The sequence below is a fragment of the Streptococcus bouchesdurhonensis genome (assembly GCF_948472335.1).
Map to the genome: position 1 here is coordinate 473034 of NZ_CAOKTW010000001.1, position 16098 is coordinate 489131.

Here is a 16098-nt window from a genome sequence, read left to right on the forward strand (position 1 = left end):
AATTGAGTGAACACTCATTTTTATAAATTATACTCTTAATTTGTAAGAAAATCAATATTATCGTTTGATAACGATTTATAACATGATACAAATATCCATCATTTCGATTTACAAATATGATTCTTTCAATCTAACTCTCCTCACTTTTAAAGATTCCTTTCCATTTTTGCCCCATGGAATAAAAAAATAAAAACCGCTAGTCCTAAGAATAGCGGTTTAATTATGTTTTTAAGCTACTAATGTAGTCGCTCTATTATTTAAGAGTAACTGAAGCTCCAGCTTCTTCCAATTTAGCTTTAAGTTCTTCAGCTTCTGCAGCTGCAACACCTTCTTTGATGACACCTGGTGCACCATCAACAAGTTCTTTAGCTTCTTTAAGACCAAGACCTGTGATTTCACGTACAACTTTGATAACGCCAACTTTTTTGTCGCCTGCAGATGTCAATTCAACGTCGAATGAATCTTTAGCAGCACCAGCGTCAGCAGCACCAGCTGCAGCAACAGCTACAGGAGCAGCTGCAGTTACACCAAATTCTTCTTCGATAGCTTTTACAAGGTCGTTCAATTCAAGGATTGAAGCTTCTTTAATTTCAGCAATAATGTTTTCAATGTTCAATGCCATTGTTATTTCCTCCAAATAAGTTTTTAAATTTATAATATTTTTTTGTAGCTAGGCTACGCTGCGTAGCTTAAGATTAAGCTGCGTCTTCTTTGTTGTCTGCAACCGCTTTGACTGCAAGAGCAACGTTGCGCACTGGCGCTTGAAGTACAGAAAGGAGCATAGAAAGAAGTCCTTCGCGGTTTGGAAGAGTTGCAAGTGCAAGAATCTCTTCTTTAGATGCGACAGCGCCTTCGATTGCACCACCTTTGATTTCAAGTGCTTCAGCGTTTTTAGAAAAGTCGTTCAAGATTTTCGCTGGTGCGATAACATCTTCGTTAGAAAATGCTACTGCAGATGGTCCAACAAATACAGATGCAAGATCTTCAAGACCAGCTTTTTCAGCTGCACGACGCAAGATTGAGTTTTTAATCACTTTATACTCAACTTCGCTTCCACGAAGCTCACGACGAAGAACTGTATCTTGCTCAACTGTCAAACCACGAGCGTCTACAACGACGATAGATGCAGCAGCTTTCATTTTTTCAGCTACTACGTCAACTAGTTCCGCTTTTTTAGCAATAATTGCTTCACTCATTAGTGTGTTCACCTCCGTTATTATTTTGCTTGGGGAAATTTTTCAAAAGAAAAACGCGCCCAAACCTAGACACGAAAGTACAATACGCTTCTTTTTACATGATACGTTTTGTCCTCGGTAGGAAATTTATGAGTCGAGCTCCCCTACTGTCTTAGGCAGTTTTTTCAAACCGTATATAAGTATAGCATAGTCAAAAAAAGAATGCAAGATTTTTGCAAACTTTTTTTAAACTTTTTTCGTGATTTTTCTTTTAAAGTTCTACTGTTAGGACTTGGCCTTGCTTAACAACCTGTTCTCCGCCGATATAGACATCATCAACATCACTGGATTTAACAGCATAAACCAGGTGAGAGAGCATATTTGCCTGAGGTTGAAGATGGATTTTCCCTTGTGGTTGGATGACCAGAAAATCTGCTTGCTTGCCGACTTCTAGACTTCCTATCTGATTTTCCATTCCTAGGACCTTAGCCCCTTCGATTGTCAGAGCCTTGAGGGCTGTTTCGATTGGGAATTGGCTGGCATCCCCACTTTTCATCTTCTGAAGAAGGGCTGCAGTCCGTCCTTCCTCAAACATATCTAGATTGTTATTGGAGGCAACCGAATCCGTCGCAATTCCGACTGCTACTCCTGCTTTTTGCAGTTGAATGATAGGAGCAATCCCTGATGCCAGTTTGAGGTTACTAATAGGATTGTGGGCAATAGACACTTGAGAAGTTGCCAAGCGTTCAATTTCTCTCTCGTTTAATTCGACCCCGTGAGCAAAGACAGATGGATGATCTAAGTAACCCAGTTCTTCTAGAAAGGCGAGGGGGCGTTTGCCGTATCGTTTTAGAATAATTCCTGACTCCTCCTTGGTCTCCGCAACATGAATATGGATAGGAATATCCAGCTCTTTTGCCATTTCCAAGCTCTCTTCCAGCAAATCTTTACTACAGCTGTAAGGAGAATGTGGGGCTACCATCACCTTGAAATTTGGATTTTTATATTCTAAGATTTTCTCTATGATGAATCGAGTTCTGCTTATAGTTTCATCAGTTGTCTCTGTCTCCGAAGAAAAGAGGGTAGGTGAGAAATAACAACGCATCTTGGAAGTTTTCACTGCCTGATAAATCCGTTCAATATCCACACCATTGGGATTATACATATCGTTAAAGGTTGTTGTTCCCGACTGGAGCATCTCTATCATAGCTTCTTTAACCGCTCTTGTAGTCATGTCGGGAGTAAATCCTGCTTCTGCTGGCCAGATATAGTCATTAAGCCATTCATGGAGATTGCTATCATCTCGAATTCCTCTCAATCCTGTCATAGCAGAATGGGTGTGACAATTGACCAAACCAGGCATAATCCAGGCCCCCTGATAGTCTATAATCTGCTCAGCTTGCTCTAAAATCTCTGAATTCTCTTGACCGACATAGACGATTTGAGAATCCTTAACTGCTAAGATTCCATTCAGATAAACATGGAAATCTTGATCACAAGTCACGATATTTACATGCTGATAGACTTTCATTGTTTTTCTCCTTCTAAGGCCTTGATTTTTTCTAGCTATTGTAACAAAAAAGTCACCCAAAGGCAACTTTTTTTGTCCATAAGATTTAAAAGTAGAAAGGATTATTCAGAGCTAAAAGCGGCAGCTTGCTGCATTTGGTAATACTTGCCCTTTCTAGCCATGAGGTCCTGATGATTGCCATGCTCCACAATATCGCCATCCACCAAGACAAGAATCAAATCTGCATCCTGAATAGTTGACAAACGGTGAGCAATGATAAAGCTTGTACGCCCCTTCATGAGTTTAGCAAATGCATCCTGAACTAGCACTTCTGTCCGTGTATCGATGGAGGAAGTTGCCTCGTCTAAGATAAGAATCTTAGGGATAGCTAGAAAGACTCGGGCGATGGTCAAGAGCTGAGCTTGACCAACAGAGAGAGATTCTCCCGCATTTTCCAACTTGGTATCGTATCCCTGTGGCAACTGTTGGATGAAAAAGTCTGCATTAGCTGCTTTTGCAGCAGCAATCACTTGTTCCCGACTGGCTTCAGGATTTCCAAAGGCAATATTATCATGAATAGTTCCTTGCTTGAGCCAGGTTTCTTGGAGCACCATGCCAAACTGCTGTCTCAATGACGCTCGGGTATAGTTGTAAATGGATTTCCCATCCAGCAAGATATCTCCCGAGTTAATGGGATAAAAACGCATGAGGAGATTGATAAGGGTTGATTTTCCAGCACCTGTCGGACCAACAATAGCCACCTTGCTACCAGCTGGAATATCAATAGATAAATCCTTAATCAAAATCTTTTCAGGATGGTAACCAAAAGAGACATGTTTAAAGGAAATAGCTCCTTTAACTTGGTCACTGGTCAAGACTTCCTTACCAGTTTCAGCCAGCTCAGTGCTATCTAAGACAGCATAGACACGCTCTGCGCAAGCAAGAGCACTTTGCAATTCGGCTAGAACTGAGGAAATATCGTTAAAGGGCTTAGTGTACTGTTGGACATAATTCAAAAAAGTCACTAAACGCCCGATAGTCAAGGTAGAGCCTATCATTATACGATAAGCTCCCACTCCAGCTAGAAGCGCATAAATGAGCGCATTTACAAAGCGAGTCGAAGGATTAACTGTTGAAGAATAAAAGATAGCTGACTGAGAATAACCTGCATAATTGGCATTAGCCTCGTGCAGCCTTTGGATAAACTCTTCCTGAGCATTAAAGGACTGGATAATGGTCTGCTGGCTCAACGATTCTTCAATTAATTGTGTCTGAATCCCCCTCGTCTCTGTTTGCTTCTGGAAGAGATGATAGGATCTCTTGGCAATAAAGCGTGAAATTACCATAGACAGTGGCGTCAACAGCAAGACCAAAAGAGTCATGAGGAGATGAATTTGAATCATGGCTAGAATGCTGACTAAAATCATCAAGACACCAATAAAAAATTGGTTAAATATCATGGTCAAACCAGCTGCTAACTGCTCGATGTCTGTGGTCACACGACTGACCATCTCTCCACTTCCTTGACGATCCACAAAAGCAATCGGTAACCGATGAAGCTTATGTATGATTCGCTCTCGCAAGTCTCTGGTATAAGAGAAGATTAGGCGATTATAGAGAAGAGGATTGACCCACTGTACAAGGGTATTTCCTATGACCACCAAGATCATTTGGAGAAAAATCTGCCAAAAAACTGGTGAAGAGCCCGTCACTAGGACTTGGTCGATGACCTGTCCGATTAAGATTGGTAGGTAAATCGATAAACCAACCTGGGCAATAGTTCCTAGAAAGGCTAGAAAAAGAAGGAAGGGATGACTTGCTAAATCTTTGGCCAAACGTGTGAATGTTTGATTTGCAGTTTGTCGTCTCATGCTAGTCCTCCTTTCCATGTTGGGATGCATTGATTTCTCGATAGACTTGACTGGATTTCATCAAGTCCTCGTGCTTGCCGATAGCTAGGAGCTCCCCTTTTTCCAAGAGGAGAATCTTGTCTGCCATCTGAAGCGTCGAAGTCCGTTGAGAAATCAAGATTAAACTTGTATTTGGCAGGTTTTCTCGGATAGCTTTCAAGAGCTTAGACTCAGTAATAGTGTCCAGTGCTGAGGTCGCATCATCTAGGATGAGAAACGGAGTCTGGCGCAAAACTGCTCGTGCGATGGACAGCCTTTGTTTTTGACCGCCCGAGAAATTTCGCCCTCCTGCCTCAACTATGGCATCCAAGAGTCCTTCCTTTTCACTGACAAAATCCTTTGCTTGCGCAATTTCCAAGGCCTGCCAGAGTTCTTGGTCTCTTACTTCTTGATGTAAACCTAGAGTCAAGTTGGAACGAATGGTTCCTTTAAAGAGTTCGACTTTTTGGGGCACATAGGCAATCCAAGACCGCCACTCCTCTAAATTACTAGGACTAGATCCATCTCGATAAAGGTCAATGCTCCCCTTGTCTGCTGGATAAAGTCCAAGTAAGACTTGCACCAAGCTTGATTTACCAGAACCCGTCCCTCCGATGATACCAAGGATTTGCCCTTGCTGCATATCAAAGGAAATGTCTCTCAGAGAAGGCTGGGCCGCATCAGGATAGGTAAAGGTCAATTCTTGGACTTGTAAAATCTGATTGCTGGTAACTTGCTTTTTCTCTAATTCTAAATAAATATCTTCTGGAGCCTCAGCAAAAACTTCCTCGATTCGCTTGGCAGAGATATAGGACTGATTGAGAGAATTTATCAGCATAGCTAGCTTAACCAATTCCACCAAAATCTGTAAGAGATAGTTGATAAGGGCAATGAGAGCACCTTGACTGAGCAATCCTCCTTGAATAGAAATATAGCCTTGCCATATAATAACGAGGAGGGTTCCATTTACAATCAGATAGGTCAGGGGTGTTAATAAACTGGACCAGAAACCTGTCTTTTCTTGTAATCTAGCATAGACTTGGTTAAGAGTTTGAAAAATCTGTAACTCTCGTTTTTCTTGTCCAAAAGCACGAATAACCCGCATTCCTTGTAATTGCTGACGTGTTTCCTGAACCAGTTGATCCGTTTTCTTTCTCAGACTGCTGTAGAGAGGATTAACCAGTCTAGAGAGCCCTACAATAACAATGGTCAAAATGACAACCATGACCAAGAACCAAAGAGTCAGCTCAGCTGAGATTCGATAGGCCATAAAAATGGCTCCAAAAACGATAATAGGCGCTCGTAAAAAGAGACGCAGGAATTGATTGATACCAGTCTGAATCTGGTAGGTATCCGAAATCAAGCGAGTGACCAAGCTAGAAGTGGTCAAACGATCTCTGCTGTCCTTGGGCAAGGAAAGAATATGGCGATAGAGGTCACCTGTCAATTCTTTGGCAAATCCAACCGCAGCCTTAGCTGAGTAGAACTGGGCTATTAAGGCCACTAAAACGCCAATCACTGCAAAGATAAGGAGCAGGCCAATCTGCATCCAGAGATGACCTTGATCCCTCTGGGGCAATGATTGGTCAACAATCCCAGCAATCACCATAGGAACTAAGAGCTCAAACACAGCTTCAAGTAGCTTGAACAAGGGTGCTAAAATTGATTCCTTGATGTAAGGTTTGAAGTAAGATAATAGGTGTTTCATAAATCCCTTCTATTCGTATTCTAGAAATGAAGAAAGTGGGAAGTACCCACCCTCTCTGATTTATTTGTTTAAGTAAGGTAGTAGATAGCCATATCCTTCCTCTTCCATCTCATCCTTGGCCACAAAGCGCAAGGAAGCAGAATTGATACAGTAACGGAGGCCACCTAACTCCCGAGGCCCATCTGTGAAAACATGACCCAAGTGAGCATTTCCCGACCGAGAACGAACCTCAATTCTCTCCATTCCATGGCTGAGATCCTTGTAATAATGAATCAATTCCTTGGAAATCGGACGGCTAAAACTTGGCCAACCACATCCTGAGGCAAACTTATCCTTGGCAAAAAAGAGGGGCTCACCTGTCGTAATATCTACATAAATCCCTTCTTCAAAGGTTTGGTCATAGGCATTGGTAAATGGAGCCTCTGTAGCAGCTTCTTGGGTAACACGATAGGATTCTTCAGATAAACTGCCCTTTAATACCTCTTGACTAGGCTTTTCATAATTTGCTGCGTCAATCAATGGCTTATCAGCATCGGTCACATCGATATGACAGTAACCTGAAGGATTCTTCTTAAGATAGTCTTGGTGGTAATCTTCAGCCAGAATGTAGTGGCGAAGTTTCTCCACCTCTACTGCAATCTTTCGACCCAGCATGCGCTCCTGCTCCTGCACCACTGTGTAGATAGCAGGTAGGTCTGATTCATCCTGATAATAGATCCCAGTTCGATATTGGCGACCACGGTCATTCCCTTGTTGATTGATAGATAAAGGGTCGATGACACGGAAATAATAAAGCAAAATCTCTCTGAGTGACACTGCCTTCTCATCATAAATCACTTGAACCGTTTCTGCATGGTCTGTTTCCTTGAGCAACTGGTAATTGGTCGTTTCGACTTGACCATTAGCGTAGCCAACACTGGTTGCTAGTACTCCAGAAATGCGTGAAAAATATTCCTCTAGGCCCCAAAAACAACCACCTGCTAGATAAATTTCTGCCATCTTTATTTCTCCTTTATCAAGTTTTTAACTCGAATTCTTTTCAAAAAAAGGATAGGAAGCCCTCTGGTCAAGAGTTTCCCCATCCTATCTTCTATTCTTTATTTTGCTTCGACACGGACACCTTGGGTATCAACTTTCAAGTCATGAAGTTTTCCTTTGAAGGGTTGCTTTTCCAATTCTGCCTTAATCGCTGGCATCTTGTCGTGAGAAGCCAAAACCATAACTGTCGGCCCAGCACCAGAAAGGTAGGTTGCATAGGCACCATTTTCTTTGGCTACTTGCTTAATCGTCGCAAATTCTCTCACCAAGTCCTGACGATAGCGCTCGTGGAAGAGGTCGCCCTCGATTGCTTGCCCAGCGGTCACCATGTCTCCTGCCAACAAGGCTGCAACCGCCACATTGGCGATAGAACTAGCCGCAACAGCTTCCTTGTAAGACAATTTCTTAGGCAAGACACCACGGCTGTCTCTAGTACGCAATTCATAGTTTGGAATGTAGGCTAGGAAATCACACTCTGGGAAGTCTGCTACAATAGCTGAAACTTGTCCATCAACAGAGCTTGCAATAACGAGATTACCATAAATGGCTGGAGCCACATTGTCAGGATGGCCTTCAATCTTAGTCGCTAACTGCAATTTTTCATGGTCTGACAAGTTGAGTTGCCCCAATTGATTGGCTAGTTCAATCCCAGCAACGATAACCGAGCTAGAAGAACCCAAACCACGCGCCAAGGGAACATCACTGGTCATTTTCAAACGTTTTGGTTGCAGGTCTGGTACAATTTGCAAAGCGATTTTGAGCAAGAGATTGCGCTCGTCATGTGGAATCCATTTGCCAATCTGGTGTTCAATCAGCCACTCATCTCGTTCTTCACAGACCTCTATTTGAAGATACTTGGTTACAGCTACACCGACCGAGTCAAAACCTGGCCCGATATTGGCACTGGTTGCAGGTACAATAATCTTCATCTTATTCTCCTAGCACCTTGAAGGTATTCAAGAGGTCAAATTCTGAAACCTTCTTCAATTCAGCTGAAACATTTTCAAGCTGGGCTTTATTAATCTTGTGTGTGATGATAACGACACGCGCCTTGTCACCATCTTTTCCATCTTGGAGAATTTGCTTAAAGGAAATTTCTTGGGCATTGAAGATTTCAGCCAACTTCAAGACCTGACCTTTTGAGTCTGGTGCCAAGATTGAGAAGTAGTAATTTGCTTTGACATCCTCTGGATTTGCCAAGACCAAGTCACGGCTATATTCGTTGAAGTCTTTGCCAATGGTACCATCATTCAAGCGACGAACGATACGGACAATGTCTGCCACAACACTTGTTGCAGTTGGTTTTTGGCCTGCACCTGGTCCGTAGTACATAGACTCACCAATACCGATAGATTCTACAAAAACAGCGTTCATTACCCCATTCACACTGGCAAGTGGATGCGCTTTAGGAAGGAAGGTTGGAGTTACTTCTGCAGCAATACCTGAAGGAGTTTCCTCGATTGAACCAACCAATTTCACTACATAACCAAGCTCTTGAGCTACAGCTACATCTTCAGGTGTGATGTTACGAATTCCCTTGTGGGCCACATCGTCAAAGGCAACCTTCATGCCAAAAGCAAATTGGCTCAAAATCACCATCTTGTAGGCTGCATCAATCCCATCTACGTCATTTGTCGGGTCACTTTCTGCAAATCCTAGTCTTTGTGCTTCCGCAAGAGCATCATCGTAAGACCAGCCTTCTTCCACCATCTTGGTCATCATGAAGTTGGACGTTCCGTTGACTACTCCAAGCACACGCGTAATTTTATCAGAAGCCAAGGAATTTGCCAAAGTACGAAGAATTGGAATCCCACCAGCTACTGCTGCTTCATAGTAAAGTGCTACCTTGTTAGCTTTAGCGATTTCTAACAATTCTGCACCATGGACAGCCAAAAGGTCCTTGTTAGCAGTAACAACGTGTTTTCCAGCTTCCAAGGCACGAGTGATAAAGGTCTTAGCAGGTTCGATACGCCCCATCAATTCCACTACAATCGTAATGTCTTGATCTGACAAAATGTCATCCACATTGGTTACAAAGTTAAAGTCATTCCCTGCTGTAAGCAAGCGATTTTTCTCATCTTCATCCTTGACCAACACCTTAGCAACTTCAATCTCTGAATGTGCTGATTGATTGATTTTTTCTCCATTTTCCTTTAGGAGGAAAGGCACACCACTTGCAACGGTACCAAATCCTAGTAAAGCAATTTTAACTGTCATGTTTGTCTCCTCGAAATTTTCTAATATAGCCATTATAACAGAATTTTGTGAAAATTCCTATTATAGTAAATCACTATTTCAATCTAGAAAAGAAAAAACGAATCAGACGATTCGCTCTTCTCAAAATCTAGAAATAGCTTTCCAGAAAGGATTATCCAATCTTTTGCAGATTAAGTACTGCATCGTGATTCATCAAGACTTGACCATACTCTTGCAAGACTGAACGACTGATGTCACTATCATCCGCAAACTCGCGCATACGGGCCAAAAGCCAAGCTGGATATGGACTTGGATGATTTTCAATATCCACTAAAATGGTCAAATAATAGCGCTCATTCATCTTGTAAAGTTCAGAAGTTTCCATCTCAAAAGTCACTGTCTTGGCAAAAGCCACCAAATCAGCCAACTTAGCAAAAGAAAGGATGTAGTAGATGTAAGGCTCTTTCTTGCTTTCAGCTTCTTGTTCAGCCTGCTCTTCCTCTTCTTCCTTGGCTTCAACTTGCTCTAGAGATTGAATGGCTTCGATATCATCTTTGGTTTTGTCCGCGATGCTTTTTTCTAAAGTTTTAATAAACTCATCTGGCGACATTTGAGCCAATTCTTCCATGTCTGGTAAATCTGATAAATCTTCAAAATCTAGATTTTGGTCAATCTTTGACTTGGTCACAAAGACATCTACCTTATCAGGTTTTGGAGTTACACGGAAGCTCAACATGCCTGTATCTAGAAAGCTATCAGGCATCTCTAACTCATCCAAGATAGCATAAAAGAACTCTTCTGTTTTTTCTTGAGGAACAAGAAAGTCAGCAATCTCCATTCCTCGATCCATCAAATCTTCTAAAGACATCGTGATTTTTAAAGTAGTATCACTAATTTGTTTCATTTTCATTGCTAGTAACCTCATACTTTCAGTTCTATCTATTATACTAGATTTTTACGATTTTATCAAAAGAAGGCTCCTCTATCAAGCTAGATTTTCCCCAGGGTCTTTCTGTAGCAGACTCTAAAAGAAAATTTCTGATGACAAATAGAAAAAGCCTTCAAAATCGACTCTTAGCCAACTTTGAAGACCTGATACATCAGAATGCTTATAATTTAAAGGTTGCTACACCGAGGATAGAACGATTTAAGTTTCTAAGAATTTGAAGACTTTGTTCAAATTTCTTATAACGAGTCACTCCATACTCTTCAACAAGAAGGACTGTATCTCTTTCCAAAAGAGATGGTACATCTTGTAAATCCACAAAATGCATTCCTTTTAAGGCCTCTTGATTTTGTTTCAATTTATCTAGGATAGCTTTGTTTGAGCTAACGATTGTTAATTCTTGTCCAGCATTTTTGTATGATAGGATATCTGCTAGGTTGGCAATTGTTGTAATCTCTGTTACAAAATCAATTTGATACTGAGAAAAATCACCTGCTCTATTGATGGTTGGATTAAAGAGATAAACCAATACATTTCCCATCACAACCAAAATCACACAAACTACTCCAATAACAGCTAAACGGAGAATCAAGTTCTTCACATTCAATCCAAGCGCTGTCTCACCGTTTGCATTCAATTCTTTAGAGTTGATGGTTTCCAATTTTTCAATTTTTACATTTGCATAAGTGTGTTTAAATTTCTCAATCAATCCATCAATTTTTCGCTCCAACAAGTCATTAGCATCTTTACTTGGTGTCAAAATTTTCACACCAACCCCTGCATCGTCAATCATATAGTAGACAGTTAATTTTTTCCACCAATAATCATTCGTAGAATTTTTCAAGGTTGTTTCTGTCGTATCTAATTCACTAGCAATTTTTTTCAACTCACTAGACTCTACATCATTGAAAAGATAAGCTCCATTCAAATTCCCATCAATCAATTTCCCGTAGAAATCACTATAGCCACCAATTTGATGATTCAAAATCGTTTTGGCTGAATCTTCTGGAGGAGTGATTTTATAGCTGATATAAGTTGAATAACTTGTTGTGTCTTTGACAGTATTTTTATTCTTAACTGCTTTAATTGTAAATGGTACAGCAATGAGAGCAAATAAAGCGATGAGAGCTAGAATATTTGCTTTTCGTTTTTTGTAAAGATTTGCAAACAAATCAGCTACTGAATAATGTTCAAACATGATTTTTTTCTCCTTTGTTTAGTAGATACTGGTTCTCTTTTGTAAGCATTTTTGCTACAAATATAATCACAAGAACAATTCCCCAGAATTGCATTGTAAATAGATTGAAGAAACTTTCTGAAAAGCTACTTCTTGGCATAAAGAATAGATTATTCAAGATGAGTAGGGACAAGGCAAATAGGATTGTTCTAGAGCGATAGGCTACTTGCAACATGGCTATAAATAGCATACCGAGTAAGAGACTAAGTAGAAAGACTCCTATCATACCATAGTCTGTATACAACTCCATGATATAACTACTTCCGATACCATGTCCTTTCAAGTATTCCTTGTTCAAAACAAGATAGGATAGATTGTGGGCATAACTATTACTATCAATAGCTAGCTCCACACTATTGGTTGTATGTTCAAAGGCTTTTCCTCCGAAAATAGCCCCCAAACTTCCTCTTGCAAAATAATCAATGACAGGACCAAAAGTAAAATTGCGTAAATCTCGGTAAGGAAGGCTACTGTTAAATAGAAAACCTCGAGCCAGAACACCAAAACTAGTCCCTTGTTTATAGATAAAGTCAAGTAAGATATCCCAGAAACCTGTATGGGAAACCTGGACATTATCCCGTACATAATTGAGCACTCCCATCGCTAACATAAGAATAGGAGAACCGACAAAAATCGCTAACTTTTCTTTAAACCCAATCCATTTTCCCTTTTCAGTTTGCTCCCGCATAAAGTAATAAACAAAAGCAAATAAAATACTTAAAATAAAGGGATTTCGTGTCCCGATTGCCAAATGAATGGTATTGGCTACAATGAAGGATACCAACACTGCTGTCGCCTGCAATTTCTTTGGCTTGGTTGCCAGATACATACACATTGCATAGACCGTAAAGGTAGACAAAATGTAGGTAAAATAAGGAAGTTTACTTTCAAAATTTGCATAGTAGGCATAGTAGGAAGTCTGCAGACGATACAGGAGCCGTTCAAATAAGCGAATAAAATAGAAAGGATAGGTTAGAAGAAAAACTCCTAGTGATACAAAGCGTAACCGCTTGATATAAATCTCTTTTATAGAATTTCCTATCTTTGGTACTTTTATGTTCTTCCTAGCTATGAAGTAACGAGCCAGTACGCCTCCTGTGGTCAAGCCCAGAATCGAAACCATGACGACTATAAAGGCAAAGCGATAGGCTATCGGATGATAGGTATCCAGAGCGCCATCCCTAAAATAATCAATGGTCGGTCTTGATACCAGAAATACAAAAATAGTTAAATAGAAAATAAAATGGATTAAGTAATACTTGATATCATTCCAGCAGGCAATTAAGCTACTAACCAGTAAGAACAATAAAGTAGAAAGCAAGCTAACATTATTATTATTAAACAGATACACAATTCCACTTACTAGCGTCAAGGCATAGCTGACTATGGTCAAACTAAATAATAATCGTTTTCCATCAATCACTTGCTCACCCCCGTTCTAATGTAATTTTTTAGATTTTTCAATATTTTTTAGTAATAAGAATCGGTATAAGGAAATATTTATGAATAGAGCCAAAGCACTAATTCTTCTCCCCTTACGGAAAATTGGATTCCTAGCAATAGCAAAGGCATGGCCTTTTAAAAATCGATGAATCTGAGAATAGGCTTCAAATTTTTTATACTGATCATCTAGTAACATCTTATCCATAATGAAGAAGTGAGCATAGGCCAATCTGAAAAAAGCAACCTCTTTCAAGTCAGAATAGTTTTTCACAACTTCATTGTAAAACTTTTGGTAGATATCAATATAGGCTAAATCCTTCTCTGCATACGGTTTGGTCGTAATGCTATCCCCTCTATGGAAATAGTAATAATAGGGTTTGGTATTAACCACGTACTGCTTAGCCAACTTGATTAAATCAAAATGATAATAGGCATCTTCGTAAATCAATCCTTTAGGAAAGGATAGGGCAATTGCAATTTCTTTCTTAATTAGCTTATTGCAGATCGTTCCAGGTATTTTTTCACCTATGAGGTATTCCTTTAGAAATGTTTGAGAATCACAGACAAAATAGTCATCCTGATTGGCTGACTGTGGACTTTCATCATTTGCATAGACATTCATGACACCACAGCTCGAAACATCCGCATCTTCTTGAATTAATTGCTCATATAAACTCTGAATCATTTCTGGATGGATATAATCATCTGAGTCAATAAAAATCAGATAATCCCCATGAGCCTGCTTCATTCCATCGTTTCGCGCTTGTGACAAGCCTTCATTCTTTTTATGAAGCACTGACACCCTATCATCTTGTTCAGCGATTGAATCACACAAGCGACCACTTTCATCTGTTGCTCCATCATCAACAAGAATGATTTCCAGATTTTGATAGGTCTGCTCCTGAATGGAAGCTATCGATTTTTCTAGGTATTGTGCCACATTATATACTGGCACAATCACACTAATTAATGCAGTTTCCATGCTACTCCTCTAATAGTTTTTCTACTTGTTCGATTTGTTTGACAATTGTAAATTGTTGAATGAATTGACTAGCCTCATTGACATCGAAGTTTGAGGCAGAAGTCATATAGTTCGTAATTGCCTGAGCCGCCTCTTGATTGCTCTCAATGATTTGTCCAAATCGTCCTTCTTGGGATAATTCCTCAGCCCCTCCGACGTCAGTTGAGACAAAAGGAAGTCCCAGACTCAAGGCTTCCACATACACTCCAGGAAACCCTTCTTGTTTAGACATAGACAAGAGAACTTTCGTCTGAGATAAATACTGATAAGGATTTTTTTGATAACCAAGGAAATGTACATAGTCTTCAAGCTCATATTCTTTAACTCGTTTTTTCAGTTCCTCTTCCATATCCCCAGCCCCTATGAAGTAGAGATGATAGTTTTTTCCCTCTTGGTGTAATAATCGTATCACTTCTACCACACGGTCAGAACCCTTATTTTCCTCAATCCGTCCGATAGTACAGATACTTTGAGGCGCAATCTCGATATCGATCTTCTCTTGAGATTTTTCTAGAATGCTCTGAAAATCATATCCATTGTAAACTGTCCGTAATTTCGAAGCATAGTCTGGATAGACTTCCTTGATAGAATTGCTGGTTTTATTCGAAATTCCTACAATGGTATTCGCAGCATCCAACTGGCGTCTATGTGATTCTCTTTTGGAGCTATCCTTAATAAATTCTTCGATACTTCCATGAATCCAGGAGATTTTCTTGACTTCTTTTCTTTTAGAGAACAAAAGTGGAGGATTCATAATAGTAAAAGAAACTTCAACATCATAGTCATCTCTTACAAGCAAGCGACGAGTCAATCTTGGAAAATAAATTCTCATTCTCCACAAAAGAGCTCGAATCCATCTGGCTTGGCGATAATCCTGAAGGGATTTTAAAATGCATACATGCTTGGGAACAGATTCGTATCCCTTATCAAAATGTTCCATTTCAAGAATATCAATATCATACTTTTCTGGATCTAGATTTGAAACAATGGTAGATAGAATCTTCTCTGCTCCACCCCCGAGAGAAAAAGACCACATAAAAAATAATATTTTTTTCTTAGCCACCATATTCTCCCTTGTATTCTGTATAAGACTTATCCATATCAGCGATGACAGCATCATGATGTGGTACTTGCTTGTCTGCTGGTGGAGGTGTCATATAATCCCCAAAAGCAGTGCTGAGATAAGCATCATAGCCGACTGGAATAGGCATCTCTGTCTCTTCAAATGGCAAGAAGAGATTATCTTCAAAAGATTCGATTAGGTACTTATTTCTCATGTAACCAGGACCCGAGCATAATTCCGTGATTCCATCGCTCTCAGCTAGACTGTACTTGGTCATTTCTTTTTCAGCTTTTTTCCAAATGCGATAACGAAGAGATTTCGGCGTCAAACCGAGTAAAATGCGACTTCCCCACTTCATAAGTGCGCCATGTTTTTCTGGAATAGTTTGCGCACAAAAAAGAGAATAAATCAAGGCCCAGTGAACCTGCTTTTTCCGCTCAGCTGGATTTTTAGGATAATAATCCAAAGGTAAAACATCCAAGGCCAGACCATGTGGCAAATCCAAATCCTGCTGATAAGGTTTGATACAGGTAGTTTCCTTGTCACGAATGGTAATAAAAAGATTGCGGTCGACAAAATCCTTATTACTCTTTGACAAGAAATAACGCTCATCTGCATAACGAGGCCATAATTCTGCTAATTTTTCATAGTCCTTACGGGGCATAAAAAAGTCTAGGTCGTCGTCCCAAGGAATAAACCCCTTGTTTCGAAGGGCGCCAATAGCACCTCCTCCACAGAGATAACAAAGCAAATCATGTTCCTTGCAAAAAGCCACAAAATATTCAGCCATCTCCAGACTTCGAGCCTGAATTGCTTTTAAATCAGTCATATTGTTCATTATTCTTTCTATCGTATCGTTCCATTATACCATA

At 40.1% G+C, this 16098-nt stretch carries 14 protein-coding genes and 1 other annotated feature; all 14 genes read right to left on the reverse strand.

Annotated elements, in window-relative coordinates; genetic code table 11:
* Positions 1-253: 253 nt before the first annotated feature.
* Complete coding sequence (gene rplL / locus QMQ21_RS02290; RefSeq protein WP_048716072.1) at positions 254-622, reverse strand: 50S ribosomal protein L7/L12; 369 nt, start codon at positions 620-622, stop codon at positions 254-256.
* 73 nt (positions 623-695) lie between these two features.
* Positions 696-1196, reverse strand: coding sequence for a 50S ribosomal protein L10 (gene rplJ / locus QMQ21_RS02295; RefSeq protein WP_001287277.1), 501 nt, complete (start codon positions 1194-1196; stop codon positions 696-698).
* Between the two features lie 38 nt (positions 1197-1234).
* Positions 1235-1370, reverse strand: a sequence feature (ribosomal protein L10 leader region).
* A gap of 76 nt (positions 1371-1446) precedes the next feature.
* On the reverse strand, positions 1447-2706 hold the full coding sequence (locus QMQ21_RS02300) for a TRZ/ATZ family protein (RefSeq protein WP_261813828.1): 1260 nt from the start codon (positions 2704-2706) through the stop codon (positions 1447-1449).
* Between the two features lie 101 nt (positions 2707-2807).
* A complete protein-coding gene (locus tag QMQ21_RS02305; RefSeq protein WP_261078302.1) occupies positions 2808-4556 on the reverse strand; it encodes an ABC transporter ATP-binding protein in 1749 nt (582 codons plus the stop codon).
* 1 nt (position 4557) lies between these two features.
* Complete coding sequence (locus QMQ21_RS02310) at positions 4558-6282, reverse strand: ABC transporter ATP-binding protein (protein WP_261813829.1); 1725 nt, start codon at positions 6280-6282, stop codon at positions 4558-4560.
* A gap of 60 nt (positions 6283-6342) precedes the next feature.
* A complete protein-coding gene (msrB, locus tag QMQ21_RS02315; protein ID WP_120718676.1) occupies positions 6343-7281 on the reverse strand; it encodes a peptide-methionine (R)-S-oxide reductase MsrB in 939 nt (312 codons plus the stop codon).
* Positions 7282-7379: 98 nt separating this feature from the next.
* Complete coding sequence (gene thrB / locus QMQ21_RS02320; protein WP_020901495.1) at positions 7380-8249, reverse strand: homoserine kinase; 870 nt, start codon at positions 8247-8249, stop codon at positions 7380-7382.
* 1 nt (position 8250) lies between these two features.
* Positions 8251-9537 (reverse strand): homoserine dehydrogenase, encoded by a 1287-nt coding sequence (locus QMQ21_RS02325; RefSeq protein WP_000216355.1) that lies wholly within the window; start codon positions 9535-9537, stop codon positions 8251-8253.
* A 151-nt stretch (positions 9538-9688) separates the two neighbouring features.
* Positions 9689-10426: an adaptor protein MecA gene (mecA, locus tag QMQ21_RS02330; protein ID WP_000782674.1), complete on the reverse strand. Its 738-nt coding sequence runs from the start codon at positions 10424-10426 to the stop codon at positions 9689-9691.
* Positions 10427-10625: 199 nt separating this feature from the next.
* A complete protein-coding gene (gene tarQ / locus QMQ21_RS02335; protein ID WP_070527113.1) occupies positions 10626-11660 on the reverse strand; it encodes a teichoic acid biosynthesis protein TarQ in 1035 nt (344 codons plus the stop codon).
* On the reverse strand, positions 11653-13122 hold the full coding sequence (locus QMQ21_RS02340) for an O-antigen polysaccharide polymerase Wzy family protein (RefSeq protein ID WP_049502170.1): 1470 nt from the start codon (positions 13120-13122) through the stop codon (positions 11653-11655). The genes tarQ and QMQ21_RS02340 overlap by 8 nt, the downstream gene beginning before the upstream one ends.
* 15 nt (positions 13123-13137) lie before the next feature.
* Positions 13138-14124 carry a glycosyltransferase family 2 protein gene (locus tag QMQ21_RS02345; RefSeq protein ID WP_247949483.1) on the reverse strand — a complete coding sequence of 329 codons (987 nt, stop codon included), beginning with the start codon at positions 14122-14124 and terminating at the stop codon, positions 13138-13140.
* Position 14125: 1 nt separating this feature from the next.
* Complete coding sequence (locus QMQ21_RS02350; protein WP_247949482.1) at positions 14126-15229, reverse strand: glycosyltransferase; 1104 nt, start codon at positions 15227-15229, stop codon at positions 14126-14128.
* Positions 15219-16064: a LicD family protein gene (locus QMQ21_RS02355; RefSeq protein ID WP_141230763.1), complete on the reverse strand. Its 846-nt coding sequence runs from the start codon at positions 16062-16064 to the stop codon at positions 15219-15221. Before QMQ21_RS02355 ends, QMQ21_RS02350 begins: the two co-directional genes overlap by 11 nt.
* Positions 16065-16098 lie beyond the last annotated feature (34 nt).

Bases quoted from the DNA above. Each gene is read 5' to 3' on its own strand.
- rplL (WP_048716072.1), bottom strand. From the start codon at position 622: ATGGCATTGAACATTGAAAACATTATTGCTGAAATTAAAGAAGCTTCA.
- rplJ (WP_001287277.1), bottom strand. From the start codon at position 1,196: ATGAGTGAAGCAATTATTGCTAAAAAAGCGGAACTAGTTGACGTAGTA.
- QMQ21_RS02300 (WP_261813828.1), bottom strand. From the start codon at position 2,706: ATGAAAGTCTATCAGCATGTAAATATCGTGACTTGTGATCAAGATTTC.
- QMQ21_RS02305 (WP_261078302.1), bottom strand. From the start codon at position 4,556: ATGAGACGACAAACTGCAAATCAAACATTCACACGTTTGGCCAAAGAT.
- QMQ21_RS02310 (WP_261813829.1), bottom strand. From the start codon at position 6,282: ATGAAACACCTATTATCTTACTTCAAACCTTACATCAAGGAATCAATT.
- msrB (WP_120718676.1), bottom strand. From the start codon at position 7,281: ATGGCAGAAATTTATCTAGCAGGTGGTTGTTTTTGGGGCCTAGAGGAA.
- thrB (WP_020901495.1), bottom strand. From the start codon at position 8,249: ATGAAGATTATTGTACCTGCAACCAGTGCCAATATCGGGCCAGGTTTT.
- QMQ21_RS02325 (WP_000216355.1), bottom strand. From the start codon at position 9,537: ATGACAGTTAAAATTGCTTTACTAGGATTTGGTACCGTTGCAAGTGGT.
- mecA (WP_000782674.1), bottom strand. From the start codon at position 10,426: ATGAAAATGAAACAAATTAGTGATACTACTTTAAAAATCACGATGTCT.
- tarQ (WP_070527113.1), bottom strand. From the start codon at position 11,660: ATGTTTGAACATTATTCAGTAGCTGATTTGTTTGCAAATCTTTACAAA.
- QMQ21_RS02345 (WP_247949483.1), bottom strand. From the start codon at position 14,124: ATGGAAACTGCATTAATTAGTGTGATTGTGCCAGTATATAATGTGGCA.
- QMQ21_RS02350 (WP_247949482.1), bottom strand. From the start codon at position 15,229: ATGGTGGCTAAGAAAAAAATATTATTTTTTATGTGGTCTTTTTCTCTC.
- QMQ21_RS02355 (WP_141230763.1), bottom strand. From the start codon at position 16,064: ATGAACAATATGACTGATTTAAAAGCAATTCAGGCTCGAAGTCTGGAG.